Source organism: Novispirillum itersonii, from assembly GCF_014205675.1.
Classification (GTDB): domain Bacteria; phylum Pseudomonadota; class Alphaproteobacteria; order Rhodospirillales; family Rhodospirillaceae; genus Novispirillum; species Novispirillum itersonii_A.
The window spans coordinates 1-24,524 of record NZ_JACIIX010000019.1 but is presented as its reverse complement, the minus strand read 5'-3'; the positions used below and the strand labels follow the sequence as shown (position 1 = coordinate 24,524).

Here is a 24,524-nt window from a genome sequence, read left to right as displayed (position 1 = left end):
GGGGATGCTGGCAGAAGTAATCCGCTTCGAGGAAGACGCCACCCTGATCATGCGCACCGGGGTCCAGTTCATGGATTTTGGCCTGACGCTTGATCTGAAGAAGGAGGTGCCGGGCCAGTTCGCGCGGATCGAAGGCAGCCCGGCGCTGGTGCGGCTGGAGGATGATCCGGTGCGCGGCGGCACGGTCCATCCGGCGACCCGGGTGCTGACCACCCCGGTGGAAGCCCTGGAAACCGGGGTTGCCGATACCCTGAAGCTGTTGTCGGATGTGTGGCTGCCGGTGCCGTTCCTGCTGCGGCAGGGCGGCAGCTTCGTGCGGGGCCCGGCCAACTGGGCGCGGGCGCGGATTGTGGCCCTGCCGCCGGGCGAGGACCGTGATGGCTACACCCACCGCGTGGTGTTGGCCTTCGACACCACGGTCTATGATACCGAGGTGTCCGGTGCGGCCTATCTGACCCCCAGCCTGAAGGATGTCGAGTCCGGGGCCCGTTTTGAACTGGCGTGGCGGGGGCAGGATGCGGCGTGGTTCTGCGAACAGAAGTGGGTGACCGACTGGCTGCGCCAGCAGGTCAGCGAGGCCGAGACCCGGTCGCGGCTGGATGTGGATGACATTGCCGAGAATGCCCGCCAGCACCGGTATTTTGCCCACTACCTGAATATCCTGTGGCTGCTGGGCGAAAAGGCGGCCCCGCCGCGCATCCGCCTGCTGTCCAACCGCCCGGATGATATTCACCGGCCGATCCCGGTCGATATGGTGCTGGATGTCGGCAACTCGCGCACCTTTGGCATCCTGATCGAGGACCACCCGCAGCAGGGCGACGGCCTGAAAACCCGTTACGAGCTGGAACTGCGCGACCTGACCCGCCCGCACTGCGTGCATAAGGAACCGTTTGAGAGCCGTCTGGAATTCGCTGAGGCCACCTTCGGCAAGGTAGAACAGTCAGTCCAGTCCGGACGGGCCGATGCCTTTGTGTGGCCGACCATTGCCCGTGTCGGCCCGGAAGCGGCCCGGCTGGCAGCCCGCCGCCGGGGAACGGAAGGCTCCACCGGCCTGTCCAGCCCGAAGCGGTACCTGTGGGACGAGGCCCCCTATCAGCCGGGCTGGCGCTTCAACATCGCCTTCAACAAGGCGGAGAGTGAACCGCTGGCCACCGCCACCCCGTTCGGTGACCTGATCAATGATGAGGGCGTGGCCCTGCACACCCTGCCGCCGGAAGAGCAGTTGCAGGTGTTTGTGCCCCATTACAGCCGCAGCTCGCTGATGACCTTCATGCTGGCGGAAGTGTTGGTGCAGGCCCTGTGCCAGATCAACAGCCCCGGCCAGCGTATGAAGATGAGCCATGCCAACCTGCCGCGCCAGCTGCGGACGGTGATCCTGACCGTGCCGCCGTCGATGCCGACCACCGAACGGCAGATTTTCGAGGAACGGCTGCGGCAGGCGGTCGGGCTGGTGTGGAAGGCGCTGGGCTGGCACCCGGATGTCTGCCCGCTGGAAACGCAGGAAGACCGCGACAAGGCATGGCCGCGTCTGCCGGGGGTGCGCATCCAGTGGGATGAGGCGACCTGTGCGCAGGTGGTGTACCTGTATTCCGAATGCGCCAACAATTTCGGCGGCCGTCCGGAAGATTTCTTCAAGGTGCTGCGGCGTCCGCGCGGCGGGGCGACGGCGGATGACCGCCGGGTGCGGGTGGCGTCGATCGACATCGGCGGCGGCACCACCGATCTGGTGATCAACGACTACACGCTGGATAACGGCAGCGGCGGGAACGTCTACATTCTGCCGGAACAGGTGTTCCGCGACGGTTTCAAAGTGGCCGGGGACGATATCGTCCACGATACCATTCAGAAGCTGATCGTCCCGGCGCTGGAACAGGCGCTGACGGCCTTTGGGGTCGCCGATCCGGCGTCGCTGCTGTCGCGCCTGATCGGGGCGGAAGCGGGGATTGTGCAGGATATGGTGCTGCGCCAGCAGCTGGCGTTGCAGGTACTGTATCCCGCCGGTCTGGCCCTGCTGAAGGAATACGAACAGTTCCAGCCGCGTCAGGGGGCGGAGCCGCGCACCGAGACCCTGCGCAGCCTGCTGGCCGGGCGTGATCAGCCATCGCCGGAGGTGCTGGAGTACTTCGCCGCCGGGGTCCGGCGGGTGATCGGCCCGGGGCGGGAACCGTTTGACCTGCTGACCGTGCCGGTCAGTGTCGATATGAACCGCCTGCACCGGCTGTTCATCACCGACCAGATGGAGATCGTGAAGCCGATCAAGGCCCTGTGCGAAATCGCCTATCTGTATGACTGTGACGTGCTGCTGATTTCCGGCCGGCCGTCTCGGCTGCCGGGGGTGGAATCGCTGTTCCGGGGCCTGCTGGCCCTGCCGCCGGAGCGGGTGGTGCCGCTGCACAACTACCGCACCGGGGTGTGGTACCCGTTCCACCACAACGGCCACATCGCCGACCCCAAGACCACGGCGGCGGTCGGGGCGATGCTGTGTGTGCTGGGGCAGGGGCGGATTCCCAATTTCTTCTTCCGCGCCAATACCTTCAAACTCTATTCCACGGTCCGCTATATCGGGCTGATGGACCATGCCCAGACCATTAAGACCGAGGATGTCTATTACGCCGACCTCACTCTGGACAATCCGGACACCCCGTTCCCGGAAGAGACGGTGTTTGAGGTGCGCGGCCGGATGAATCTTGGCTTCCGGCAACTGTCGTCGCCGCGCTGGGGGGCCAGTCCGCTGTATCTGATCGAGTTCAACACCGGCAACCAGAAGGCCCGGGCCACCCTGTACGGCGATAAACCGGCGCAGGAGGAAGATGGCGACGGCCCGATGGTGCTGGAAGTATCCCTGCGGCGGGTGATCAAGAAGGGGATCGACCGCCTTGAAATCAAACAGATCAGCAGCCGGGGCGGGTCCACCATGGCCCGCGATACCCTGACCCTGCGCCTGTGCACGCTGCTGACCCGTGGGGTCGGTGAAACCAGCCACTGGCTGGACAGCGGCACCATTGTGCGTTGACGGGGGGAGGACGAGAGAATGACAGGATCAGTTTCTGCCGATGCGCTGGTGGGCCGCTGTGCCGCCATTGTCGATGGCACCGGGCAGGGTGTGGACTGGGTCAGTGCCACCAAGGCGGACAGCCCGCGTCTGGACCGCGATGCCGCCGGTCTGATTGAACGGCTGCGCCGGGGCAAGGTGCTGGCGCGGCGGTTGCAGGGGGCGGCGGCCCGGCCGATGGCGGTCGGGTTCTTCGGCCTGTCGCAGGCGGGGAAGTCCTACCTGATTTCGGTGCTGGCGCGCTCGGCCAACGGCGCGCTGGAAACGGTGATGGACGGTCACCGCCTCAACTTCATCTCCCACATCAACCCGCCGGGCGGCGGCAAGGAAGCCACCGGCATCGTCACCCGCTTTACCCGCCAGACCCGCAGCAGCGTCAGCGGGTTTCCGGTGCGGCTGGATCTGTTGAGTGAACCGGATCTGCTGAAGATCATCGGCAATTCCTTCTTCATGGATTTCGATCACCAGAAGGCGGCGCTGGCCCCGAAGGCGGACGAAATGCAGGCGGTGCTGGCCGATCTGGCCCGCCGGGTGCTGCCCGCCCCGACCCCGGGGATGGCGCCGGAGGATGTGGTCGATGTGATGGACTACTTCCTGCGGCGGTTCCCGATTCCGATGCAGGCCTATCAGGCGACGTTCTGGCCGAAGGCGATGGATCTGGCCCCGCGCCTGTCCCCGCAGGACCGGGCCACGCTGTTCGGCCTGCTGTGGGGCGGCATCCCGGAACTGACGGCGGCCTATCTGCGTCTGCGCGACGGGTTGCAGCGGGTGGGGCATGCCGCCACCGTTCTGGCGGAGCTGGGGGCGCTGGTGCGCCCGGATGGTGGCGGGCTGTCGCAGGCCGACAGCATCATGAACGTGGATATGCTGTCCCGGCTGGGGCGGGATGATGGTGATCAGGTCTCGCTGGTGCCGCTGACCGGCCCCGATGGTGGAGCGGGGGGGCCGGTGACGCTGGCCCGTTCCCTGCTGGCGGCGCTGTCGCGGGAAATGACCTTTGAGCTGGCGGAGCCGCCGATGGCGCCGATGCTCGATCAGGTCGATCTGCTCGATTTTCCCGGCTACCGGGGCCGCCTGAAGGTGACCAGCCTGCGGGAAGTGGCGGAAAAGCTGGAAGGCCGGGATCCGGTCGCCGAGCTGATCCTGCGCGGCAAGGTGGCCTATCTGTTTGAGCGCTACACCGACGATCAGGAAATGAACGTTCTGGTGATGTGCACCCCCTGCCATAAGCAGTCCGACGTCAACGACCTTGGCCCGGCGCTGGAAAGCTGGATCAACTCCACGCAGGGGGCGACGCCGGAAGAGCGTGCCCGCCGTCTGCCGGGGCTGGTGTGGGCGATCACCATGTTTGACGTCCGTCTGGCCCCGCGCCCGGATGAGACGCTGGACCTGATCCGCTCCGGCTGGCATGGCATGATGCGCCTGACCCTGCGGGAGAAGTTTGAGCAGTTCGACTGGCTGGATAAGTGGGCACCGGGGCAGTCGTTCAACAACCTGTTTCTGGTCCGCAAGCCGGGCATGGCCGCCGGGGTGATCGGCACCGATGCCCATGGCCGGGAAGTGGAGATCGTTGCCAATCAGCAGGCCCGCATGGGGCAGATGCGGGAAACCTTTGTCGGGGATGACAGCGTCAACCGCCATTTCTCCGATGCCGGGGAGGCATGGGACGCGATGATGGCGCTGGACGACGGCGGCATGGGGCGTCTGACCGGTTATCTCCAGCAGGTGGCACGGCGTGAACTGAAGCTGGAGCGGATCAACGAACAGGTCACCCATCTTCAGGCCAGCCTGACCGAATCCGCCCTTGGCAGCTATTACCGGGCCGACGGGGCCGATGCGGTGGCCCAGAAGCAGCAGGTGGCCCAGACGGTGACGGCGGCGCTGGCGGCCCGCGCCGCTCTGTTTGCCGAACTGCTGACGGCCCTGCATCTGCCGTCCCGGACCATCCGCGACCTGTATGGCAAGGCAGAGGCTGACGCGGATGTGCCGCCGCCCCCGGCCTCCGGTAAGGCCGCGGTGGAGGCCCCGGCCCCGTTTGGCGGGGGCAGTTTCCTGTCGCTGGATCTGTCCGGGTTCGGGGCTGAGGCGGTGCTGTCGCCGCCGCCGCAGGAGGTTTCGGCGGCGGGCAACCGGGCGTCGCGGTTCGCGCAGGCGGTGATGTCCGGCTGGCTGCGGCATCTGCGGTCGATGCCGGAAGATCCGGCTCTGCACCGCTTCCTTGGGCTTGATGAGGCAACGCTTCAGGCGGTGACGGATGAACTGGTCACCGGTGCGCTGCGGCTGCGGCTGGAAGAGCGGCTGACCGCCCTGCTGGCCGAGGCCGAGGACCGCGCCGGGGCCACCCGCAGCGATCTGATCGGGCGGCAGGTGGCGGTGGTATCTTCGGTGCTCAACGGCTTCATTGATACGCTGGGGCAGGATGTGCTGCCGCTGGACAAGCGTCCGGCCTCCTCGCGGCTGGCCGGGCGGAAGCTGTTCCAGCCGCCGCCGTCCCTGGGGCAGGCGCTGCCGGTGCTGGGGCCGCAGCCGATGAACTATCCGGCCCTGTATATCCTTGACTGGCTGGATGCCTTCACCAGCCTTGCCATGGGCAATGCCGGGCATGCCGCCGGCAGTGAACTGACCCCGGAACAGAACCAGCGTCTGGGCCAGATCTTGGAGTTGATCCGTCATCATGCCGCTTAAGAGTGAACTGATCGCTGATGTCCGGCGTGGCCCCGGCCACGGTCTGCTGCGGATCTCCGGCCTGACCCCGGATCTGGATCCGCTGGAACCGCTGTCGGTGCGGATCATGCAGAACCAGCAGGGCGGACGCTATCTGACCAGCACCGGGGCGTGGCAGGCAGAAGAGGTGTCGCAGATCCTGCCTGCTCCCGGCTGGGATGGGGCGGTGGCGGTGGTGCCGCTGGGGCCGACCCTGTTCGATCCGCTGGCGCAGTTGCCGAACAATGTGCGCCTGCGGATGTGGGTCACTTATGGGGCGGCCGGGCCGGAGATGTCGTCGCTGTCACTGGTGCAGCCGCTGCCGCCGTCCTTCGCCCGGGGCGAAGCCCCGGAGCCGGTGATGCCCCCCCCGCCTCCGCCCCCGCCGGTGATGGCGGAGGAACTGATCCCCGAGCCGGAGCCGCTGCTGCCCGAGCCGAACCCGCAGAGGATCGAGCCGCCGCTGCGGGAGGAACCGCCGGAGCTGATCGCCCCGGCCCGCGACCCGCTGCCGGAAAAGCCGAAATCCCCGCTGCTGCCGTTGCTGATCGGTCTTCTGGTGTTGCTGATCCTCGGCGGTGGGGCGGCGTGGAAGTTTGGCCTGCTCGACAGTCTGCTGGGAGGGGCGAAACCGGCGGCTACCGATGCGCAGGCCCCGGCATCGGCGATCAACACCCGCGAGGATCTGGCCCGTTATCTGGGCGGCAACCCGGCGGCGGCTGAGATCATCACCACGGCGCAGGACCTGACCACACGCGGCAAGCTGGATCTGGCGATGCTGGCATGGCAGCAGGCCTCGCGGCAGGGCAGCCCGGAGGCCGGTCTGGCGCTGGGCAAGATGTATGATCCGGCAACGTGGAGTGCCGCCACCAGTCCGCTGCCGCAGGCCGATGCCGAAACCGCCGCCTTCTGGTACGAACCGGCGGCGCAGGCGGGCAATGTCGAGGCACAGCGTCGTCTGGGGCTGGTGCTGAAGGCGATGGAACCGGGGGGCAGTGGCCCGCAGACCGACAAGGCGAAGGAGTGGCTGAAAAAAGCCGCCGATGCCGGAGATGCCGAGGCGGCCGCCGCGCTGAAATAACGAGACCGGTCCCGCTCAGGGCCGGAGAATGACAGGAGACGCCGGAATGCGGATGGTTTCGTCGATGGGGAAAGCGTGCCTGATGGCGGCGGTGCTGCTGGCCGGGGCATGGAATATATCGTCGGCGGAAGCGGCGCGGGCGCCGTTGCTGATGGAGGGGAAAAAGACCCTGTATCAGCGGGTGCTGACCCGCCCCGGTGCCCAGTTGGTGAAGGACCCGGCAGGCACCGCCGGAAAGCCGCAACCGGCGCTGACCCGTCTGTACGTCTATGGCCGTGTTCAGAAAAACGGGGCGGACTGGCTGGAGGTCGGCTTGACCGCCAAAGGCCAGACCGATGGCTGGATTGCCGCCGATTATACCCTGCCGTGGAAGCAGCAGATGACGCTGGCCTTCACCAATCCGGCGGGGCGGGACCGTTCCCTGCTGTTTAAGGACCGCGACACACTGGCAACGCTGGTGAACGCCGATAATCCGGCGGCGACACTGGCCCCGCTGCGGAAGACGGTGGCAGCGGGGAAGACCGACCCTGCGGTGGTGTCGATCGAGCCGGAAACCTACGTTGACCTGAACAAGCAGTTCTATCTGCTGCCGATCCTGTCGGCGGAGGAAACCTTTGCTGCCAGCGGCCACCGCATGCGGCTGCTGGAAGTGGCGTCGGTGACCCAGCAGGAGGCCAAGGCCGACAAGGCCGCCGCCCCGAAAGCCAACGGACTGCGGAATTTCTCGGCCTCTGTGGTGTTTGTCATCGATTCCACCATCTCGATGGGGCCGTATATCGACCGCACCCGCGATGCGGTGAAGCGGATCTACGACCGGATCGAAAAGGCCGGTCTGGCTGACAAGGTGCGGTTTGGCATGGTCGCTTTCCGCTCCAACATCGATAAGGCCCCGGCGCTGGAATATGTGTCGCGCCTGTATGCCGATCCCAATCAGGTTAAATCGGGGAAGGAGTTTCTCGACAAGGTTTCCGGCCTGAAGCAGGCGACGGTGTCGTCGGCCCGGTTCTCCGAGGATGCCTATTCCGGGGTGATGACGGCGCTGGATAAGGTCGACTGGGCCAACTTCGGCGGCCGCTACGTGGTGCTGATCACCGATGCCGGGGCACTGCGCGGCAATGACCCGCTGTCGGGCACCAGGCTGGATGCCGAACAGGTGCGGCTGGAAGCCCAGCACCGGGGCGTGGCCCTGTATGCCATGCATCTGCGCACGCCGGAGGGCAAGGCCAACCATGCCGAGGCCGAAGCCCAGTATAAGGCCCTGACCACCCATCCGCTGGTGCCGCATCCGCTGTATTATCCGGTGGAATCCGGGTCGGTTGATGCCTTTGGCAAGATTGTCGACAGTCTCTCTGATGCGATTGTCGATCAGGTCAACGCCAGCGCCCGGGGCGAGGAAGTGGCCGGATCGGCGCTGTCGGCCAGCAAGGAAACCGGCGATCAGGTCAAGGATGATGCGGCCCTGCTGGGCCATGCCATGAAGCTGGCGTGGCTTGGCCGTACCGAAGGCACGCGGGCTCCGCCACTGTTCTCGGCGTGGATCAGCGACCGTGATCTGGTCAAGCCGGACGTTGCCACCACCGAAGTGCGGGTGCTGCTGACCAAAAACCAGCTGTCCGACATGCAGCAGGTGGTGAAGAGCATTCTGGATGCCGGGCAGGCGGCGCAGCTTTCGCCCAAGGATTTCTTCGCCCGGATGCGTTCGGCGGCGGCGACACTGGGGCGGGACCCCAATGCAATCAACGCCCCTAATGCCCAGAAGCTGGCTGATCTGGGCCTGATGGGCGAATACCTCGATGATCTGCCGTACCGCAGCAAGGTGCTGGATCTTGATCAGGAAACCTGGTCGAGCTGGAGCATCTCGCAGCAGCAGGTCTTCCTTGATGAGTTGCAGCGGAAGCTGCGCCTGTACCAGATCTACCACGACGACGTCAGCCGCTGGGTGGCGTTGGATGGCGGGGCTGATCCCGGCGAGGCGGTCTATCCGGTGCCGCTGGATGCAATGCCCTGAGCCCGGCTTTGCTGGCAGGGCTGGGTCCGGAGGGACGGATGGAACCGGCAGACAGGACGATTGTGCTGGAATTGCGGGACCTGCACGGGCAGCGCGGGGATTTCCGGCTGACGGTGCCGGGCCTGCGGCTGCGGGCCGGGCAGGCTCTGGCGGTGACCGGGCCGAGTGGCTGCGGCAAAAGCACGCTGCTGGATCTGCTGGGGCTGGTGCTGCGCCCGGCCGCGGCGGGGGCGTTCCGGGTGATGGGGCAGGATGTGTCGGCCCTGTGGGCTGGCGGGGCCGGGGGGCAGTCTGCCCTTGCGGGGCTGCGGGCCGGGGCGGTTGGCTATATCCTGCAAACCGGCGGGCTGCTGCCTTATCTGTCGGTGGCAGAAAACATCGGTCTGTCACCGCGTCTTCTTGGGCAGACGATGGACCGGGGCTGGTTTGACCATCTAGTGACCCAGCTGGGCTTGCAGGATCATCTGAAAAAAGCACCGCGCCTGCTGTCGATCGGGCAGCGGCAGCGGGTGGCGATGGCGCGGGCGCTGGCCCACCGGCCGCCGCTGGTGCTGGCCGATGAGCCGACGGCGGCGCTGGATCCGGCCACCGCCGACCGGGCGCTGGCCCTGCTGCTGGGGCTGAGTGTTGACAGCGGATCGGCGCTGGTGCTGGTCAGCCATGATCAGGGCCGGATTGCCGGATTGGGGATCCCGGTGTTGTCCGGGGTCATCGGGACCGCCGGGGAACCGGTACGGTTTGGCCCGGAGGCGCAGGCATGACGGCAGGGGGACGGCCCGGTTTTCTACAGGCGGTGCGGCTGGCAGGCCGGGATTTCCGGCATGACTGGAAGGTCTCGCTGTGCCTGTGTGTGGCGCTGGCGGCGGTGATGACCCCGCTGATGGTCCTGTTCGGCCTGAAGTCGGGCATTGTCACCACCCTGCAAACCCGCCTGCTGTCCGATCCCCGCAACCGCGAGGTGGTGGTGGTCGGAAGCTATAGTCTGGATGCGGCATGGTTTGCGGCGCTGACCGCGGATCCCCGCACCGGGTTTGCGGTGCCGCGCACCCGCTCGCTGGCGGCAACGCTGGATGTGCGGGCTCCTTCGGGCAAGGCGGAACCGGGGCTGGAACTGGTGCCGACCGCGCCGGGGGATCCGCTGGTGCCGGAAGGGCTGCGCCGTCAGCCGCTGGCGGAAGGGGCTGTCTATCTCAGCCAGAGTGCGGCGACAACGCTGGGCGTAGTCGCCGGGGATTCCGTGGTCGGGCAGATCAGCCGCACCGTCAGTAACCGGACCGAAGTGCGGCGCTGGCCGCTGACGGTGGCCGGAATTGTGCCGGACAGCCTGTTTTCCCGCCCGGCGGTGTTTGCACCGCTGGCCTTTCTGGTGGCGGCGGAGGACTGGCGCGATGGCCGGGATGCCCCGTCCGCCAACCGGCTGTTTGCCAGTCTGCGCCTGTTCGCGGCGGATCTCGATGCGGTGGCACCGCTGGCGGAAACCCTGCGCCAGAAGGGGCTGGAGGTCCGCACCCGGGCGGCGGAGATTGAGAGTGTGCAGCTTCTGGACCGCAGCCTGACCCGGGTACTGTCGCTGTTGCTGGGGCTGGCGGTGCTGGGCTTCCTGCTGTCGCTGGGGGCCAGCCTGTGGGCGGCGGTGGAACGGAAGCGCCGGGATCTGGCCCTGCTGCGGCTGCTGGGCTTTGACGGGCTGGCGCTGGCACTGGTGCCGGTGACACAGGGGGTGCTGGTGGCGGTGGGGGGTGTGGTTCTGTCGTCGCTGCTGTACTGGCCGTCTGCGGCCTTTTTCAATGCCACTCTGGCCGGAACGCTGGCGCGGGAAGAATTCGTCTGCCGCCTTGATCCGCTGCACTACGGCCTTGGGGTGCTGCTGACCCTGCTGCTGGCGGTGCTGGCTGCCGCCGGAGCCGCCCGGAAAGTGGCCCGGATTGATCCGGCGGAAAGCCTGCGGGAAATCTGAAAGGATCCTTAGGGCCGTGCGGCGGCATTCCGCCACAGATTGACGGCAAAGGCGATGACGCCAAGGCCAAACAGGATTGATCCGATCCCGGCGAGGGGCTCCCCGCTGTCCGCCCGTCCGCTGTGGATGGCGGCGACCCCGGCCAGCATCACCGGCAGGCCGAGGCTGTGCAGCCAGAAGTGGGCCGGGGCGAGAAAGCGGTCATTCATCGCGGGAAAAGCTTTGTAGATCAGCCCCATCACTGCCATCGACAGCCATCCGCCCAGCAAGGCATGGGCATGAACCGGCCGCAGGGAAAACTGTTGGGAGGCGGCCATGTAAATGCCGAGGCCGAGGCCAAGAACGGCGTAAACGGCGGCGCTGCGCAGAAAGCGAATGCTCATGATTGTTCCAGATTGACGTGATGGGGGGAAAGGGGGGGGAAGAAGCAGGCGGTATCCTGATCGCACCGGTGGACGGGCGCCTGCTTAATGTTCCTGCCGGAAACCCTAAAAGAATCCTCAGGGGGGCCGGGGCGGAGGTGTCCGGCGGGACAGCCCCCCGCGTGAAGCGTTTGTTTCCGTGGATGAAACCGGGCATGATGCGGGCACAGAATGGAGCGCGACAGCCGGAGAGAGGACGCAGATATGCAGGCAGGATTGAAAGGTCTGGCATCCGGGCTGGTTGTGCTGGGGGCGACGGTGATCGCCGCCCCGGCCATGGCCGCGGACTGGGATGCCAAAATCAGCAATCCGAAACCGGCCGCCGGTGATGTGACCCTGCCGATGCCCTGCGGCGGGGCCATGGTGTTCCGGACCGTGGCGGTGCCTGCTGATGGTCCTCTGGGCGATACCCGGGTGATGCTGGGCGGCGGGGATCCGGCCCGGGGATCACTCGAAGGGGTTCATCCGGAATATATCGCCGGAAGTTTCAGTGACGGTAAAAGCCAGCGGACCTACCTGATCGGGAAATACGAGGTCACACAGGCCCAGTACGAGGCGGTGATGGCTGACACGCCGGAAGCCTGCCCGAAGGTGGCGATGCCCAAGCGCCTGCCGCAGACGGATATCGGCTGGTTCGATGCAGTCCGGTTTACCGAGCGCTATTCCGTCTGGCTGCGCAAAAACGCCGGGAAGGCCGTGCCGAAGGAAGGGGACGAAACCGCCTATATCCGTCTGCCGACCGAGGCGGAATGGGAATATGCGGCCCGGGGCGGGGCTTCGGTCTCCCCGGCTGATTTTGGGGAACGCATTTTCGCCATGCCCGACGGGATGGCCAAGTATGTCTGGTTTGCCGGAACGCAGTCCGCCAACGGAAAGCCACAATTAACCGGCCTACTGACTCCGGGTCCGCTCGGGATCCATGACATGCTGGGCAATGTTGATGAAATGGTTCTGGAACCGTTCCGTCTGAATAAACTGGGCCGTTCGCACGGGCAGGCCGGGGGCTATGTGGTGCGCGGCGGCAATTATCTGACCGGGGAGCAGGACATCCGCACCGCCCTGCGGCAGGAAGTCCCGTATTTTGATGATGCCGGCGTCCGCAAATCCAAGACCACCGGATTCCGGGTGGTGGCGGCGGTGCCGTCCCTGACCTCGGCCGCGCAGTTGAAGGCGGTGCAGCAGGCGTGGGAGAAACTGGGCGCGACCTCGGCCACCGATGACCGCCCCGGTGTGCAGCTTGGCAAGCAGGCCGAGACCCCGATCGAGGATCTGGCGGTTCTCGCCAAGGCGGCCCCTGATCCGGAAATGAAAAAGCGGCTGGAGCAGGTGCAGGCCTCTCTGCGGGCCGATCTGGCCCTGCGGGACGAGCAGCGGGACCGTGCCGCCCGGACTGCCCTGCGGATGGGGGCTTTTCTGGGGCAGAAGCTGGCTGATGACGGCAAGTGGGTTGACCGTCTGCGGTCCCTGTATGAAAGCCAGAAGGCGGCGGATCCCAACAGTGACCGGACCAAGGACTATCAGGCCAAGGTACAGGAGAACCAGAAGGCGCTGGACGATAACCTGCGGTATTATGCCGATACGGTGATCCGGATCGCCGAAGACTATGGGGATGACACCCTGAAGCGGCAGAAGGAGCTGCTGGCGACGGAGATGAAAAATCTCGGTCTGGCCCATCTGGTACCGTATCTGGACCGCCACACCGGCCATGTCCTCGGGTACCGGGATGACCATAAGGTCAGCCGCCAGAAATGGCTGGATGACTACGTGAAGATGTAACAGTCAGGATCACCGGCCCCAGAAGAAAGGTCGGTTCAGGATGCGGGAGCAGGAGTAAACCATGGTGCGCTTCGGGAAGGGAATTGCGACCGTTGTCGCAGCCTGTGTTTTTCTGGCCGCCTGTGCGACATCCAATGTCGATCAGGCCACGCTGACCCCGGCGGAAAAGCGCCTGCGTCAGCAGGCGGATACCTTCAACCAGACCGTTGTTGAAGGGGCGGTCGCAGGGTGTGCGGTCGGCCTGCTGGTTGGTCTGCTGGCCTCCGGAGGTGGCAAAAAGGGGCAGGGTGCGGCGATCGGCTGCGCCGCCGGGGCGGCCATGGGCGGGGCCACCGGCTACTACGTGGCGGATAAGCAGGAAAAATACGCCAACGAAGAAGCCCGTCTGGACTCGATGACCGATGATGTCCGCAAGGATAATCAGCGTCTGGCCGATATGATCGCCACCAGCCGTCAGGTGATCGCCGAAGACAGCAAGACCCTGGACTCGCTGAACCAGAAGATTGCCTCCGGCCAGATCACCAAGGACAAGGCCCGGCAGGAGCTGGCGCGGATCGACGAAAACACCCAGTACATGCAGAAGACTTTGGCCAAGCTGAAGGAAAAGCATACCGAATACGTGCAGGCCCGGGAGCAGACCAATGGGTCGGCCCAGCGGGAACAGGCCATGGATGGCGAAATCAGCAAGCTGGAAAAACAGATTTCCCAGCTGGAAGGCGACATCAACGGTCTGGTGCAGCGCCGTCAGGTGGCCCGCATCGGATAATCCCGGCTGTGGCCGGTTGACGAGAACAGTCCAGTGCTCTCTGCCGGTGTTCCGCAGAAGCCGATGACAAGGATGATGATGATGAACCGTATCAGCCGCGGCCTTCTTCTGCCCGTGGTCTGCCTTGGCTCCGTGCTGACCCTGTCAGCCTGCCAGACCAATGAGGACCCTGCAAAAGGGGGCTTCTTCTCCGGCCTCAGCAACCTGTCTGACGGGACCTATGATAAGCGGGCCCAGCAGAAGAAGGAGACGCTGGAGAACGAGCAGGACGTCAATACCCAGAAGCAGCGGGAGCTGGAGCGCAGCCAGCAGCAGCAGAGTGCCGTGGCGGCGGAAAAGACCGAAGCCCAGCAGAAAGCGGCGGCCCTTGATAAGGATATCGCGGACCTGAAGAAGAAGGCGGCCAAGGCCAAGGGCAACACGACGGAACTCCAGCGCCAGATTACCCAGCTGGAAGCCCGGATTGCTCAGGTGAAGGCAGATCCTGTCAGCAACGACGCTGAAAAGTCCGCCCGTCTGGATTCCCTGCGGAAGCAGAAGGATGCCCTGAGCAAGGAGCTGGATACCCTGATCGGGCGTTGACCGCGCCTGAGGAATGACCTCTCCCGCAGGGGAGATGGACAGAAAACGCCGTGCCTGAAAGACGCTTCAGGCACGGCGTTCTGCTTTTTGATCTGTCTTACCGCCCCGATGGAACCGGCTTTATTCGCAGGGGCCGCCCTGTACGGCGGGGGAGACGCCGACCTTGTTCAGGAACTTCAGGAGGCCTTCGGTCCCCAGAGCATACCCGGCATTGGTGCCCTGATCGGAAGCAACCCGGATATAGGTATTGATGCCGACCACCCGGCCACAGGCATCAACCAGCGGTCCGCCGCTGTTGCCGCCGGAAATCGGGGCGTTGTGGGCAATGGTCGGCATTCCGGCGCTGCGGTTCTGGATCGCCATCACCGCCCCCTGCGACAGAATAATCTCCGGGGTTGCCGACAGGTCCCCCTGCATCAGGCGGTGGAACTGCACGTCGTTGGTGATCAGAAGACCGGGGAACCCGGCTGCCACAATCGGTTGCAGGTCGGCCACCGTCGGCGTCAGCGCCAGTTTGGTGGTCAGCGGCGGCCCGGAGACCTGAAGAACGGCAAAATCACGTCCGGCCGGGCCTTCTTCCGCCACATGGGCGATGATTTTGGCCTCACGCGGGCTGCCGATCCCGACCCCGGCGACGATCACCGGTTTTCCGTCCGCTTCAGCGATCACATGGTTGTTGGTGACGATGTGATTGCTGTCGACAATGAAGCCGGAGCCGGAATTCTCTCCGGCAACAATCAGCACCACGGCCTGCTTCAGCAGGGAAACCAGAGCCGCTTTTTCCAGTGGCTTGCCCGGAGTGGAATTGGTCTTGATTTCGGTCTGCGACGGACCCGCAGCCTTGTCTGCCTGGGATTTTGCGGCCGGGGCTGCAACGTCCGGCGTTCCTGCCGCCAGCAGGGCGCGGGCGGCATCCGGGGTGGCGCAGACGTCCCCTTTCAGGGCGGTCGTCAGGGCGGACAGGCGGGCTTCCAGTGCCGCCCGCTCTGGTGAAACGGGGGCTGGGGAAACAGGGGCCGGGCCAGTCTGGGCTGTGCTTTGGGCAACGGCTGCGGGGCCCGCTATGAGCAGGCAGGTCAGCGCCAGAAGCCCGGCACAGAGCGGGCGGCGGATCGAACCGGCGGGGCGTGTGGACGCGGCAGAAACAGGATGCATGGCAGAAACAGGATGCATGGAGGTGTCAGTCACGTCAGGTCCAGACAGGGTGCCGCAGCCGCATTCTGCGGGGCAGACCTGCGGATCATACGGGGCCGGGCGAGAAATACCTATGATTTTCTGCCGCTTTGCGACCCGGCACGCGCCGCAGTTTCCGCGCCCGCAGGGGGGCAGGCTGTTCGGTCCGGGCCTCGGTGCTCTGTACGGGGGGAGGATGGGGGCTCATCCAGTCTGGCGGCAGGGTATCGGTCCAGCGGGCGACGATTACCCCCTGATGCACCAGCAGGGCACAGGGCAGGGTTTCGGCAAGGGCCAGCAGGACCGGCTGCGGCAGGGTGGTGTGGGTTTCATCGTCTTGCGCCGGGGTCTCAACATCCGGGCCTGCGTCCGTTGGCACCGGGGTTGTGCCGATCGGGCGGATCACATGCAGGGGGTAGAAGTACCCCATCGCCGCCCGGGCCCGCAGCAGCCGCAACCATGACTGGCAGGGCTGACAGTCCGGGCTCATCAGCAGCACCAGCACCGGCCCCGGGCCGGGCAGGGTTCCGGCGCGGCGGCTTGGCCAGTGGCTTCCGGTTTCCAGAGGGCGCGGGCGGATCAGGGGGCCGGTCAGCAGACTGCGCCGGGCCAGCAGCAGGGCGGCACCGGTCACCAGTGCCGCCCCGGCCAGATCGCTCAGGGCTGGGGCGGACAGTGGCAGAGCGCGGGTCGACAGCAGCGTTCCGGACAGCGACAGCAGCAGCAGCGTATCCAGAAACAGGACCGCAGGGCCGGGCAGATGCCCGGTAATCCCCAGATGCAGGCGCGACAGGCGCGTCGGCTGGTGGATCCGCAGGGCAGACGCCCGGGACAGCACAAACCCGGTCAGGCAGAGGGTGCAGAGCAGCAGGGAAGGGGAGGTCAGCAGCAGGCAGCCGCTCAGGGTCTGGGCGGCAATCACCACTCCGGTCGCTGCCGGTGCCAGAGAAGAGCCGCCCGGCAGCAGGGTCCGGCAGCGGTCCCGCAGGACATGGGTGTCGGCGGCGTTGGCAAAGGCAGCCCCCAGCAGGATGACCGCCGCCGGGATTGCCCCCGGCAGCAGGGATACGGGCAGAAGGGTCGGCAGGGCGGGCTCGGTCATGCTGGGGCTCCGATCTGTCCGGGGGTGTATACCTGTCGGGGCGGGTATACAGTTTCAAGGGGCTTGGGCTAAATTAATACACCTCTAGGTGGTTGCGGGAAGGGGTGAAAAATAGAAAACACGCATGAAGAGGGCGGCTCAGGCTATGGCCGGGGCCGCACTCAGAAATTATTAAGCTTAACCAGTCTGTTAGGAATGGGTCTAAGATATCTCTGTTGTGTCCGGAGGGTCACGATTTCCGGGGGTCTCTGCGCACGTCCAGAGCGGTTTTCCCGGTTTTGGGCGGCGACTCAGCGCAGCTTCAGGCGTTTTTCCTGAAGGGACCGCTTGGCCTGTTCCATCCGGCACACCGCATCCGGCCCCAGCCGCAGGGCGACCCCAACGGTCAGAACGTCAATCACCGCCAGTGTCAGCAGGCGGGACAGCATCGGGCTGAAGCTGGCAGTATCCTCGGGGGTTTCGATGCCGATGCTGACATCGGCCAGCCGGGCCAGCGGCGACCCCGGAGTGGTCAGGGCGATCACCGTTGCCCCGCTGGATCTGGCCACCTCAGCGGCATCCAGCAGTTCCGGCGACCGCCCGGACTGCGACAGCGCCACCACACAATCCCCCGGTTGCAGGATAGCGGCGGCCATCACCTGCGTGTGGCTGTCGGTATAGGCCACCGAGGGGATGCCGAGGCGGAAGAACTTGTGCTGGGCATCGGCGGCGATGATGCCGGAGTTGCCAAGCCCATAGAATTCGATCCTGCGGGCCTCCGTCAGCATGGCAATCGCCGCTTCCATGGCGGGGACCGAGAGAGCGTCGCGGGTGGCGCGCATGGCGGTGGCGGCGCTGTCAAACAGCTTGCACATGATGGTAGCGGTATCATCGCCGGGATCAACCGCGGAATGCACATAAGGCGTGCCCTGTCCGGTCTCACTGGCCAGCGTTCCGGCCAGAGACAGCTTGAAGTCCGGCAGGCCCTGACAGCCCATCCGGCGGCAGAAACGGATCACCGTCGGCTGGCTGACCCCGGCCTGCCGGGCAATGTCGGCGACGGCGGCGCGCATCACCGTCTGCGGGTTGTCCAGCACATAGTCAGCCACCCGTTGTTCAGCCGGGGACAACAGCGGACGTTCCTGTCGAAGGCGGTCAAGCATCCGGCGGCTCAGGTTTGAGGCAGGGCAAGGTGCTGGTCGAGGGCATTGGACGCCCCCAGCAGCGCCGGAGTGGGGCTGTGAATCACATACACCGGAATCGGGGCCAGATAGGCGCTCAGGCGGCCCTGTGCCTCAAACCGCTGCCGGAAGGGAGATGCGGCAAAAAAGGACCCGAAGCGCGGGATGATGCCGCCGCCGATATAGACGCCGCCGACCGCCCCTAGGGTCAGGGCCAGATTGGCGGCGGCAGTGCCGAACATGGTGCAGAACAGGGTCAGGGCGGCGGTGGCGCGCGGACAGGTTCCGGCCAGACCGGCCCGTGAAATCTCCGGGGCTTGGCGGGGGGCGGTGTCCGGCTGCTGTCCAAGGCTGGCAAGAAAACGGTCGATCAGTTCCAGCCCCGATCCGGTGATCAGGCGTTCGGCGGACAGGTGCGACAGTCCCAGATCGCTGCGGGCAAAGCGGGCGAGGGCCTCTTCTTCCTCCGTGCAGGGGGAGAAGACAACATGGCCGCCTTCCCCGGCCAGCGGAATCCAACCGGCGGCGGACGGCAGCAGGCCGGAAACCCCCAGCCCGGTTCCCGGGCCGATCAGGGCTTTGGCCCCGGCCCGTGGGACGGTGCCGCCGATCTGTTCCAGTTCCGCTTCCGGCAGGCGGGGCAGCGACAGGGCAAGCACGGTGAAGTCGTTGAGGACGAGGAAGGTGTCAAGGCCGAACCGGCTGCGGATTTCCGCGATGGAAAACGACCATGGGTGGTTGGTCATGCTGACGTGGTCGCCGGTGACGGCGGTGGCGATGCCGATGGCGGCATGGCGCAGCCCGGTGGTGCCGGTCTCCGTCAGATAGGTGTGCAGGGCCTCGGCGAACCCGGCATGGTCACGGGTGGGCAGAATCCGCAGGGAACCGATGATGCCGGGGGCAGTCTCCAACGCAAAACGGGCATTGGTGCCGCCGATATCGCCCAGAAGGCGCGGGTAAGAGGTGGCGTCCATCGGTTTCCAGTCCCTCAGGCTGTTCTGATTTTTATCGTTTTCTTTGTTGTCGCCTTCAGGCCGGAAGGTCAAGCGGAACCGGTATGGCCGTCACGTCAGGCTGCTGAAGATTTCCGCCGCCGGGCAGCCGGCCAGCACCGCCCCGACCGGCCAGTGCGGGGAGGGGGAGGCCAGGGCCTGTTCCAGAACGGCCTGTTTGGCGGCCCCGGCGATGGACAGAAAAACCTGCCCGCTGCGGGCGATTTCGGCGGCGGTCATGCTGATCCGGCGATGGGGGGCGGCGGGCGGATCGACCAGCAGCAGCGGCGCGGCAGTGTCTGCGTCCAGCCCGGCGGGCAGGGTGGCGGCGCCGGGGAACAGGGATGCGGTATGGCCGTCTTCCCCCATGCCGAGCAGGGTCAGGTCCGGGGTCTGCCACTGCCCGATGGCGGAGGCAATCAGGGCCTCCGCCGTTGCGGCCTGAAGCCACAGGGGCCGGAAGGCGGCAGAGGTGGCGTAGCCGGTCAGCAGATGGGTCCGCACCAGCCGGGCATTGCTGTCCCGATGGTCCGATGGCACACAGCGCTCATCGACCAGCGTGACCGTGATCCGATGCCATGGCAGATCCTGCTGCGCCAGAGCCCGGAACAGGGGAATCGGGGACCGTCCGCCGGAAACGGCCAGCACCGCCCGGTCCTGACCGGCCAGAATGGCGGTCAGAGTCGCGCTGACCCGCTCGCACAGGGCAAGGGTTGTGGCATCGGCGGAGGGAAAGCGATGGGTCTGGGGCATCGGGGAGTCCGGGCTGCTATGTAGTATTGTTACATCCTGCGCCGGGCGGATCCGGCCTTTCAACCGGAATCTTGATGACGATTTTGCGATGCGGTGCAAAAAATGTTGCCAAATCCGTGTAGCAAAACTACAGTCCCGCTGCCTTTCGTGGCCGACCGGAGCCTGCGATGTCCCTTCACCCTGTTCTTGCGTCCGTGACGGACCGCCTGATTGCCCGCAGCGGGAGCACCCGCCGCCGGTATCTGGACGGTGTGCGGGCGGCTGAAGACGCGCGGGCGGACCGGGCACAGCGCGGCAGCCTGTCCTGCACCAATCTGGCCCATGCCTGTGCCGCCATGACCGATACGGTCAAGGGGCGGCTGACCGGCCCGACCGGCCCCAATCTGGGGATCGTCACCGCCTATAACGACATGCTGTCGGCGCATCAGCCGCTGGAGACCTATCCGGCCCTGCTGAAGGCGGCGGCGGAACGGCTGGGGGCAACCGCACAGGTGGCGGGCGGGGTTCCGGCCATGTGCGACGGCGTGACGCAGGGGTACGAGGGGATGGAACTGTCCCTGTTCTCCCGCGATGTGATCGCCATGGGCACCGCCATTGCCCTGTCGCACCAGATGTTTGACGCTGCCCTCTATCTGGGGGTCTGTGACAAGATTGTCCCCGGCCTGCTGATCGGGGCGCTGAGCTTCGGGCACCTTCCGGCGGTGTTTGTTCCGGCCGGTCCGATGACCAGCGGCATCGCCAATGACGAAAAGGCCAAGGTCCGCCAGCTTTACGCTGAAGGCAAGGTCGGGCGGGATGCCCTGCTGGCCTCGGAAATGGCCTCCTATCATGGCCCGGGCACCTGCACCTTTTATGGCACCGCCAATTCCAACCAGATGTTGATGGAACTGCTGGGCCTGCACCTGCCCGGCTCGGCTTTTGTCAATCCCGGTACGCCGCTGCGGCAGGCCCTGACCGAGCATGCCGCCGCCGTGGCGGTGGAGATTGCCGCCGGAGCCCCGCGCTACACCCCGATTGCCCGGGTGATTGACGAACGGGCGATTGTCAACGCGGTGGTTGGCCTGATGGCCACCGGCGGATCAACCAACCACACCCTGCACCTTGTCGCCATTGCCCGTGCCGCCGGGATCGCCCTGACGTGGGATGATTTCCACGATCTGTCGGCGGTGGTGCCGCTGCTGATGCGGGCCTATCCCAATGGCAAGGCTGACGTGAACCACGTACAGGCCGCAGGCGGTATCGGCTTCGTGATGCGGGAGCTGATTGACGGTGGCCTGCTGCACGAGGATGTGAACACCATTCTCGGCACCGGCCTGCGCGCCCATGCGAAGGAAGCCTGTCTGAGCAACAGTGGCGTGGACTGGCGGGAGTCTCCGGCGGTCAGCGGTGACGCCTCGGTCCTGCGTCCGCTGTCGGAGCCGTTTTCCGCGGATGGCGGGCTGCGCCTGCTGACCGGTCCGCTTGGCCGGGCCGTCATCAAGGTGTCGGCGGTGAAGCCGGAACACCGGACCGTTGAGGCTCCGGCGATTGTTTTTGATGACCAGAACGACCTGCTGGCCGCTTTCAAGCGCGGCGAGCTGGAACAGGACTTCATCGCCGTCATCCGGTTTCAGGGGCCGCGCATCAACGGCATGCCGGAGCTGCACAAGCTGACGCCGCCACTGGCGGTGTTGCAGGACCGGGGCTTCCGGGTGGCGCTGGTGACGGACGGGCGGATGTCCGGGGCCTCCGGCAAGGTGCCTGCGGCGATTCATCTGTCGCCGGAAGCGTCGGTCGGCGGCCCGCTGGCCAAGGTCCGCACCGGCGATCTGCTGCGGCTGGATGCCGAGGCGGGAACGCTGGAGATCCTGATCCCGGCAGACGAATGGCAGGCTCGGTCTGCGGCTGTGCCGGATCTGCAACGCTCTGCCTTCGGTGTCGGGCGGGAACTGTTTGGCGGCATGCGCCAGTTGGCAACCAGCGCGGAGACCGGGGCGATGACCTTCGCCCATCCGCTGTGGGCCGATGCGGATGCGGCGGCCGGATAAGGAGAAAATGGTGATGACCCTGAACGCCCTGTCTGTGCTGCGTCTGTCGCCGGTGATGCCGGTGATCGTGATCCGTGATGCCGCGCGCGCCGTTGATCTGGCCCATGCGCTGGTCGCGGGCGGAATCCGGGCGCTGGAAGTGACCCTGCGGACGGCGGCGGCGCTGGAGGCGATCCGGGCGATCCGCGATGCGGTGCCGCAGGCGGTGGTCGGGGCCGGAACGGTCTGCACCCCGGACCAGCTGAAACAGGCGATTGATGCCGGTGCGGCTTTCGCCATCAGCCCGGGGTTGCCGTCGCGTCTGGCCGTGGCAGGCCGGGACTGTGGCATTCCGCTGATCCCCGGCATCGCCACCCCGACCGAGGCGATGGAAGCGCAGGATCAGGGCTATGACGTGCTGAAGCTGTTTCCGGCGGAAGCGGTTGGCGGCAAAGCCCTGCTGAAGGCGATTGGCGGCCCGCTGCCGCACCTGACCTTCTGCCCGACCGGAGGCATTGATGTGACGTCTGCCCCCGGCTATCTGGCCCTGCCCAATGTGGCGGCGGTCGGGGGAAGCTGGCTGACCCCGGATGCGGCGGTTGCCGCCGGGGATTGGGAGAAGATTATCGCGCTGGCGACGGAAGCCAGTGCCCTTGGCGGCTGAGCCCGCCGAAACGGAATAGAGTTGCAGGTCTGACGGAGTGATCGCGCAGCGGTGCGCAGAGCGGACAAACTCCAGTGTCACTGTCGTCATGACCCCAAGCGTGTCGGGTTCCGTCCCGGCACGCTTTTCTTTTGTGGCCGGGTTTCTTTTGTGGCCAGGTTTCTTTTGTGGGGAGAGTCAGGGCTGCCGCAGCAGGGGATCCAGCACCGCCCAGGCGGCGGCCTGTACCTCGTCCCGCTCCATCAGCGGCTCATGCAGGGCACCGGGCAGCAGGGTCAGGGTGCTGTTGGGTACCCGCCGCTGAAACCGCCGGAGGATGGACAAGGGCACATAGGGATCCAGATCCCCCTGAAGAAGATGCAGGGGCACCGGTGACGCAAACCCCCGCATCAGTCGGGCGGACAGGCGCAGAGCGGCGCGGACCCAGCCCCAGCTTGGCCCGCCGACCTGAAGCTCCGGATGATCGGTCAACAGGATGACTTCGCGGGCGAAGCGGGCAGGGTCGGAGGTGCGGCCATTGTCGGGAAAATCCCGGTCTTTTGCTCCCCAGTCCCCTTGCCCGAGGGCGTAGTGCCCAGACCGGCCCAGCAGGCAGGTAACCTCTGCCGCCAGCCGGACCAATGGGCGGGGGACCCCCTGATCCGGCAGGGTGATCATCGCGCCGAGGGTAATCACCTTCTTCAGGGCAGCCGGAGGGGTCGGTGTGGTCTGAAGATACCGCAGGGTGATGCCGCCGCCCATGCTGTGGGCAAGAAGGGTGATGGGGCTGAGCGGATTGCTGGCCTGCACCGCCCGTAAATAAAGGGCAAGATCGGCGGCGTGGATATCAAAATCCCCGGCATGCCCGATCCGGGGATTGTGGGCCGGACGCCCGCCGGACCGGCCCTGTCCGCGCCAGTCTGCCACGAACACCACCCAGCCATGGCGGGTCAGGCGCTCCACCACCTCAGCATATTTTTCAGCCGGTTCGGTCCGCCCCGGCAGCAGCAGCAACGAGCGGTCGCCCTCCCCGTATTCACACAGGCGCAGGCGGATCCCGTCGGCGGCAGTCAGCCAGTGGTCAGTAACGGTGTCAGCAGGCATAGGCAAAATCTGACCCTGTGGCGGTTGGTCGATGGTGTAAAAATACCAACACTTTCAGGTGCTGCCAACGGTGCGGACAGGCTGCTGCTGGAACGGCTGCGCACCGGCAACACGGTGCAGGCGGCCCGCACCCCGGTGCTGGAGATCCTGCGCGGGCAGGGCGGCGTGGCCCCCGGCTCCCCGCTGGCGGCGGAACTGGAGGCGCGGGGGATCACCCGGCAGTCATCGCCCGGGCTGTTCCGCAACGGCGGGCTGACCGACGCCGACACGCTGGTGATTTCCGAACATGATGTGCTGCGCGATAACGGCTTCCCTGATGCCGGGAACGGCTATGCCGACCCGCAGGAGTTGCTGGAGGCCATTGGCCGCGAGTGGGCCGGATCGCCGCTGACCACGGCGGAAGACGCCGCCCGGTCAGACCGCCTTGATGCCCCGGTGCAGGAACTGGCGCAGATGCTGGACCGCGCCGGGCTGGACCCCAAAACCGTCACCAAGGCGGAGGTGGAAACCCTGCTGGGGCAGATGCAACAGGCGGGGGATGGGGCGACCGTGCTGGCACAGGCGATGAATGCCGGGGTTGATCCCGACCGCCGGGTGACGGTGGTGGATATTACCGGGATGTTTGATGCAGCAGGTGACAAAAAATCACTGAAGCTGATGCTGCGACCGCTGATCGGGGAACGGCTTGATACCGCCGATCAGGGCCGGATTGCCCGGATTTTACCCAAGAAAGTGGATCACATTGCCTTTTCGGTTATGCGGACGGACGAAAGGCGGCCCCGCAGGAACGTCGGAGCGACGATCAACAGCATTGTTGATGTCCTGGAACACGCCGTTCTGGTCGAGAGTGCGCCGAACCGCAAAACTGCAAAAAAGTCTGATATCGACAAATACCACCGCTTTTATGTGCCAGTGTGGGACGGAAGAGCGGTGCGGACCATCCGTATCGTGGCGGAGCAGTCCAAAGACGGCATCCGGATTGATCCCGGTGCTTTCGATATTTACGAATTTGCGCAGGAAGATGTGGGGGGAGCCGCCCACTCGCACAAAACGTCCAAAGGACAATCTGGCCAGCTCTTCGCTAGTTCCCCCCACAGCGTTACTATCCGCCAGATGCTGACCGGCGTCAAGGGAATGGACGGGCGGGTGCACGGTCATCGCATTTGGCCGAGTATTGATCTGGCGAATTCGTTGGACCATCCAGATCGTTTGCGCTTGCGTCGCACCGAGATGTCTGGGCGGGC

Annotated in this window: 18 protein-coding genes and 1 pseudogene; 12 read left to right on the top strand and 7 right to left on the bottom strand. The window is 65.9% G+C overall.

Annotated features, from left to right (window positions below):
* Positions 1-4: 4 nt before the first annotated feature.
* Genes FHS48_RS18345 through FHS48_RS18320 form a run of 6 tightly spaced genes read left to right on the top strand, consistent with a single transcriptional unit; the run spans position 5 to position 10,801 of the window.
* Entirely contained in the window at positions 5-3,013 is a 3,009-nt protein-coding gene (locus tag FHS48_RS18345; RefSeq protein ID WP_184265862.1) for a virulence factor SrfB, read from the top strand.
* An 18-nt stretch (positions 3,014-3,031) separates the two neighbouring features.
* Entirely contained in the window at positions 3,032-5,737 is a 2,706-nt protein-coding gene (locus FHS48_RS18340) for a putative virulence factor (RefSeq protein ID WP_184265859.1), read from the top strand.
* Entirely contained in the window at positions 5,727-6,836 is a 1,110-nt protein-coding gene (locus tag FHS48_RS18335) for a sel1 repeat family protein (RefSeq protein ID WP_184265856.1), read from the top strand. Before FHS48_RS18340 ends, FHS48_RS18335 begins: the two co-directional genes overlap by 11 nt.
* Before the next feature lie 46 nt (positions 6,837-6,882).
* Positions 6,883-8,844, top strand: a complete 1,962-nt coding sequence (locus FHS48_RS18330; RefSeq protein WP_221443589.1) for a vWA domain-containing protein — start codon at positions 6,883-6,885, stop codon at positions 8,842-8,844.
* Between the two features lie 38 nt (positions 8,845-8,882).
* Positions 8,883-9,605, top strand: a complete 723-nt coding sequence (locus tag FHS48_RS18325; protein WP_184265853.1) for an ABC transporter ATP-binding protein — start codon at positions 8,883-8,885, stop codon at positions 9,603-9,605.
* On the top strand, positions 9,602-10,801 hold the full coding sequence (locus tag FHS48_RS18320) for an FtsX-like permease family protein (protein ID WP_184265850.1): 1,200 nt from the start codon (positions 9,602-9,604) through the stop codon (positions 10,799-10,801). Before FHS48_RS18325 ends, FHS48_RS18320 begins: the two co-directional genes overlap by 4 nt.
* A gap of 8 nt (positions 10,802-10,809) precedes the next feature.
* Here FHS48_RS18320 and FHS48_RS18315 read toward each other — a convergent pair whose 3' ends face one another.
* On the bottom strand, positions 10,810-11,184 hold the full coding sequence (locus FHS48_RS18315) for a heme-copper oxidase family protein (RefSeq protein ID WP_184265848.1): 375 nt from the start codon (positions 11,182-11,184) through the stop codon (positions 10,810-10,812).
* A 243-nt stretch (positions 11,185-11,427) separates the two neighbouring features.
* On the opposite strand from FHS48_RS18315, the gene FHS48_RS18310 reads away from it, so the two are divergent.
* From FHS48_RS18310 to FHS48_RS18300, 3 genes are all read left to right on the top strand, one after another.
* Positions 11,428-12,999, top strand: a complete 1,572-nt coding sequence (locus tag FHS48_RS18310) for a formylglycine-generating enzyme family protein (RefSeq protein WP_184265845.1) — start codon at positions 11,428-11,430, stop codon at positions 12,997-12,999.
* A 61-nt stretch (positions 13,000-13,060) separates the two neighbouring features.
* The gene (locus FHS48_RS18305; RefSeq protein WP_184265842.1) at positions 13,061-13,765 is read left to right on the top strand and encodes a hypothetical protein; all 705 of its coding nucleotides are present in this window, start codon (positions 13,061-13,063) and stop codon (positions 13,763-13,765) included.
* Positions 13,766-13,846: 81 nt separating this feature from the next.
* Positions 13,847-14,347, top strand: a complete 501-nt coding sequence (locus FHS48_RS18300; protein WP_184265839.1) for a hypothetical protein — start codon at positions 13,847-13,849, stop codon at positions 14,345-14,347.
* 120 nt (positions 14,348-14,467) lie between these two features.
* Here FHS48_RS18300 and FHS48_RS18295 read toward each other — a convergent pair whose 3' ends face one another.
* The 5 genes from FHS48_RS18295 to pgl all read right to left on the bottom strand — a co-directional run bounded on the left by FHS48_RS18295 (position 14,468) and on the right by pgl (position 19,527).
* Positions 14,468-15,520 (bottom strand): S1C family serine protease, encoded by a 1,053-nt coding sequence (locus FHS48_RS18295; RefSeq protein ID WP_184265836.1) that lies wholly within the window; start codon positions 15,518-15,520, stop codon positions 14,468-14,470.
* 67 nt (positions 15,521-15,587) lie between these two features.
* Complete coding sequence (locus FHS48_RS18290; RefSeq protein ID WP_184265833.1) at positions 15,588-16,622, bottom strand: hypothetical protein; 1,035 nt, start codon at positions 16,620-16,622, stop codon at positions 15,588-15,590.
* A gap of 290 nt (positions 16,623-16,912) precedes the next feature.
* Positions 16,913-17,764: a MurR/RpiR family transcriptional regulator gene (locus FHS48_RS18285; protein ID WP_184265829.1), complete on the bottom strand. Its 852-nt coding sequence runs from the start codon at positions 17,762-17,764 to the stop codon at positions 16,913-16,915.
* An 8-nt stretch (positions 17,765-17,772) separates the two neighbouring features.
* Positions 17,773-18,756 (bottom strand): glucokinase, encoded by a 984-nt coding sequence (locus tag FHS48_RS18280; RefSeq protein WP_184265826.1) that lies wholly within the window; start codon positions 18,754-18,756, stop codon positions 17,773-17,775.
* 90 nt (positions 18,757-18,846) lie between these two features.
* Positions 18,847-19,527: a 6-phosphogluconolactonase gene (pgl, locus tag FHS48_RS18275; RefSeq protein WP_184265823.1), complete on the bottom strand. Its 681-nt coding sequence runs from the start codon at positions 19,525-19,527 to the stop codon at positions 18,847-18,849.
* Between the two features lie 167 nt (positions 19,528-19,694).
* Here pgl and edd point away from each other — a divergent pair, with 167 nt between their 5' ends.
* Both edd and eda read left to right on the top strand, forming a co-directional pair.
* A complete protein-coding gene (gene edd, locus FHS48_RS18270; RefSeq protein WP_184265820.1) occupies positions 19,695-21,554 on the top strand; it encodes a phosphogluconate dehydratase in 1,860 nt (619 codons plus the stop codon).
* Positions 21,555-21,567: 13 nt separating this feature from the next.
* On the top strand, positions 21,568-22,197 hold the full coding sequence (gene eda / locus FHS48_RS18265; RefSeq protein ID WP_184265817.1) for a bifunctional 4-hydroxy-2-oxoglutarate aldolase/2-dehydro-3-deoxy-phosphogluconate aldolase: 630 nt from the start codon (positions 21,568-21,570) through the stop codon (positions 22,195-22,197).
* 177 nt (positions 22,198-22,374) lie between these two features.
* Here the strand turns inward: eda and FHS48_RS18260 are convergent, their stop codons facing one another.
* Positions 22,375-23,280, bottom strand: coding sequence for an alpha/beta fold hydrolase (locus FHS48_RS18260; RefSeq protein ID WP_184265813.1), 906 nt, complete (start codon positions 23,278-23,280; stop codon positions 22,375-22,377).
* 453 nt (positions 23,281-23,733) lie between these two features.
* Between FHS48_RS18260 and FHS48_RS20545 the strand changes: the two are divergent.
* Positions 23,734-24,192 (top strand): annotated as a pseudogene (locus FHS48_RS20545) (hypothetical protein); the annotation flags it as partial.
* Positions 24,193-24,524: the final 332 nt, after the last annotated feature.

Bases quoted from the DNA above. Each gene is read 5' to 3' on its own strand.
- FHS48_RS18345 (WP_184265862.1), top strand. From the start codon at position 5: ATGCTGGCAGAAGTAATCCGCTTCGAGGAAGACGCCACCCTGATCATG.
- FHS48_RS18340 (WP_184265859.1), top strand. From the start codon at position 3,032: ATGACAGGATCAGTTTCTGCCGATGCGCTGGTGGGCCGCTGTGCCGCC.
- FHS48_RS18335 (WP_184265856.1), top strand. From the start codon at position 5,727: ATGCCGCTTAAGAGTGAACTGATCGCTGATGTCCGGCGTGGCCCCGGC.
- FHS48_RS18330 (WP_221443589.1), top strand. From the start codon at position 6,883: ATGCGGATGGTTTCGTCGATGGGGAAAGCGTGCCTGATGGCGGCGGTG.
- FHS48_RS18325 (WP_184265853.1), top strand. From the start codon at position 8,883: ATGGAACCGGCAGACAGGACGATTGTGCTGGAATTGCGGGACCTGCAC.
- FHS48_RS18320 (WP_184265850.1), top strand. From the start codon at position 9,602: ATGACGGCAGGGGGACGGCCCGGTTTTCTACAGGCGGTGCGGCTGGCA.
- FHS48_RS18315 (WP_184265848.1), bottom strand. From the start codon at position 11,184: ATGAGCATTCGCTTTCTGCGCAGCGCCGCCGTTTACGCCGTTCTTGGC.
- FHS48_RS18310 (WP_184265845.1), top strand. From the start codon at position 11,428: ATGCAGGCAGGATTGAAAGGTCTGGCATCCGGGCTGGTTGTGCTGGGG.
- FHS48_RS18305 (WP_184265842.1), top strand. From the start codon at position 13,061: ATGGTGCGCTTCGGGAAGGGAATTGCGACCGTTGTCGCAGCCTGTGTT.
- FHS48_RS18300 (WP_184265839.1), top strand. From the start codon at position 13,847: ATGAACCGTATCAGCCGCGGCCTTCTTCTGCCCGTGGTCTGCCTTGGC.
- FHS48_RS18295 (WP_184265836.1), bottom strand. From the start codon at position 15,520: ATGCATCCTGTTTCTGCCATGCATCCTGTTTCTGCCGCGTCCACACGC.
- FHS48_RS18290 (WP_184265833.1), bottom strand. From the start codon at position 16,622: ATGACCGAGCCCGCCCTGCCGACCCTTCTGCCCGTATCCCTGCTGCCG.
- FHS48_RS18285 (WP_184265829.1), bottom strand. From the start codon at position 17,764: ATGCTTGACCGCCTTCGACAGGAACGTCCGCTGTTGTCCCCGGCTGAA.
- FHS48_RS18280 (WP_184265826.1), bottom strand. From the start codon at position 18,756: ATGGACGCCACCTCTTACCCGCGCCTTCTGGGCGATATCGGCGGCACC.
- pgl (WP_184265823.1), bottom strand. From the start codon at position 19,527: ATGCCCCAGACCCATCGCTTTCCCTCCGCCGATGCCACAACCCTTGCC.
- edd (WP_184265820.1), top strand. From the start codon at position 19,695: ATGTCCCTTCACCCTGTTCTTGCGTCCGTGACGGACCGCCTGATTGCC.
- eda (WP_184265817.1), top strand. From the start codon at position 21,568: ATGACCCTGAACGCCCTGTCTGTGCTGCGTCTGTCGCCGGTGATGCCG.
- FHS48_RS18260 (WP_184265813.1), bottom strand. From the start codon at position 23,280: ATGCCTGCTGACACCGTTACTGACCACTGGCTGACTGCCGCCGACGGG.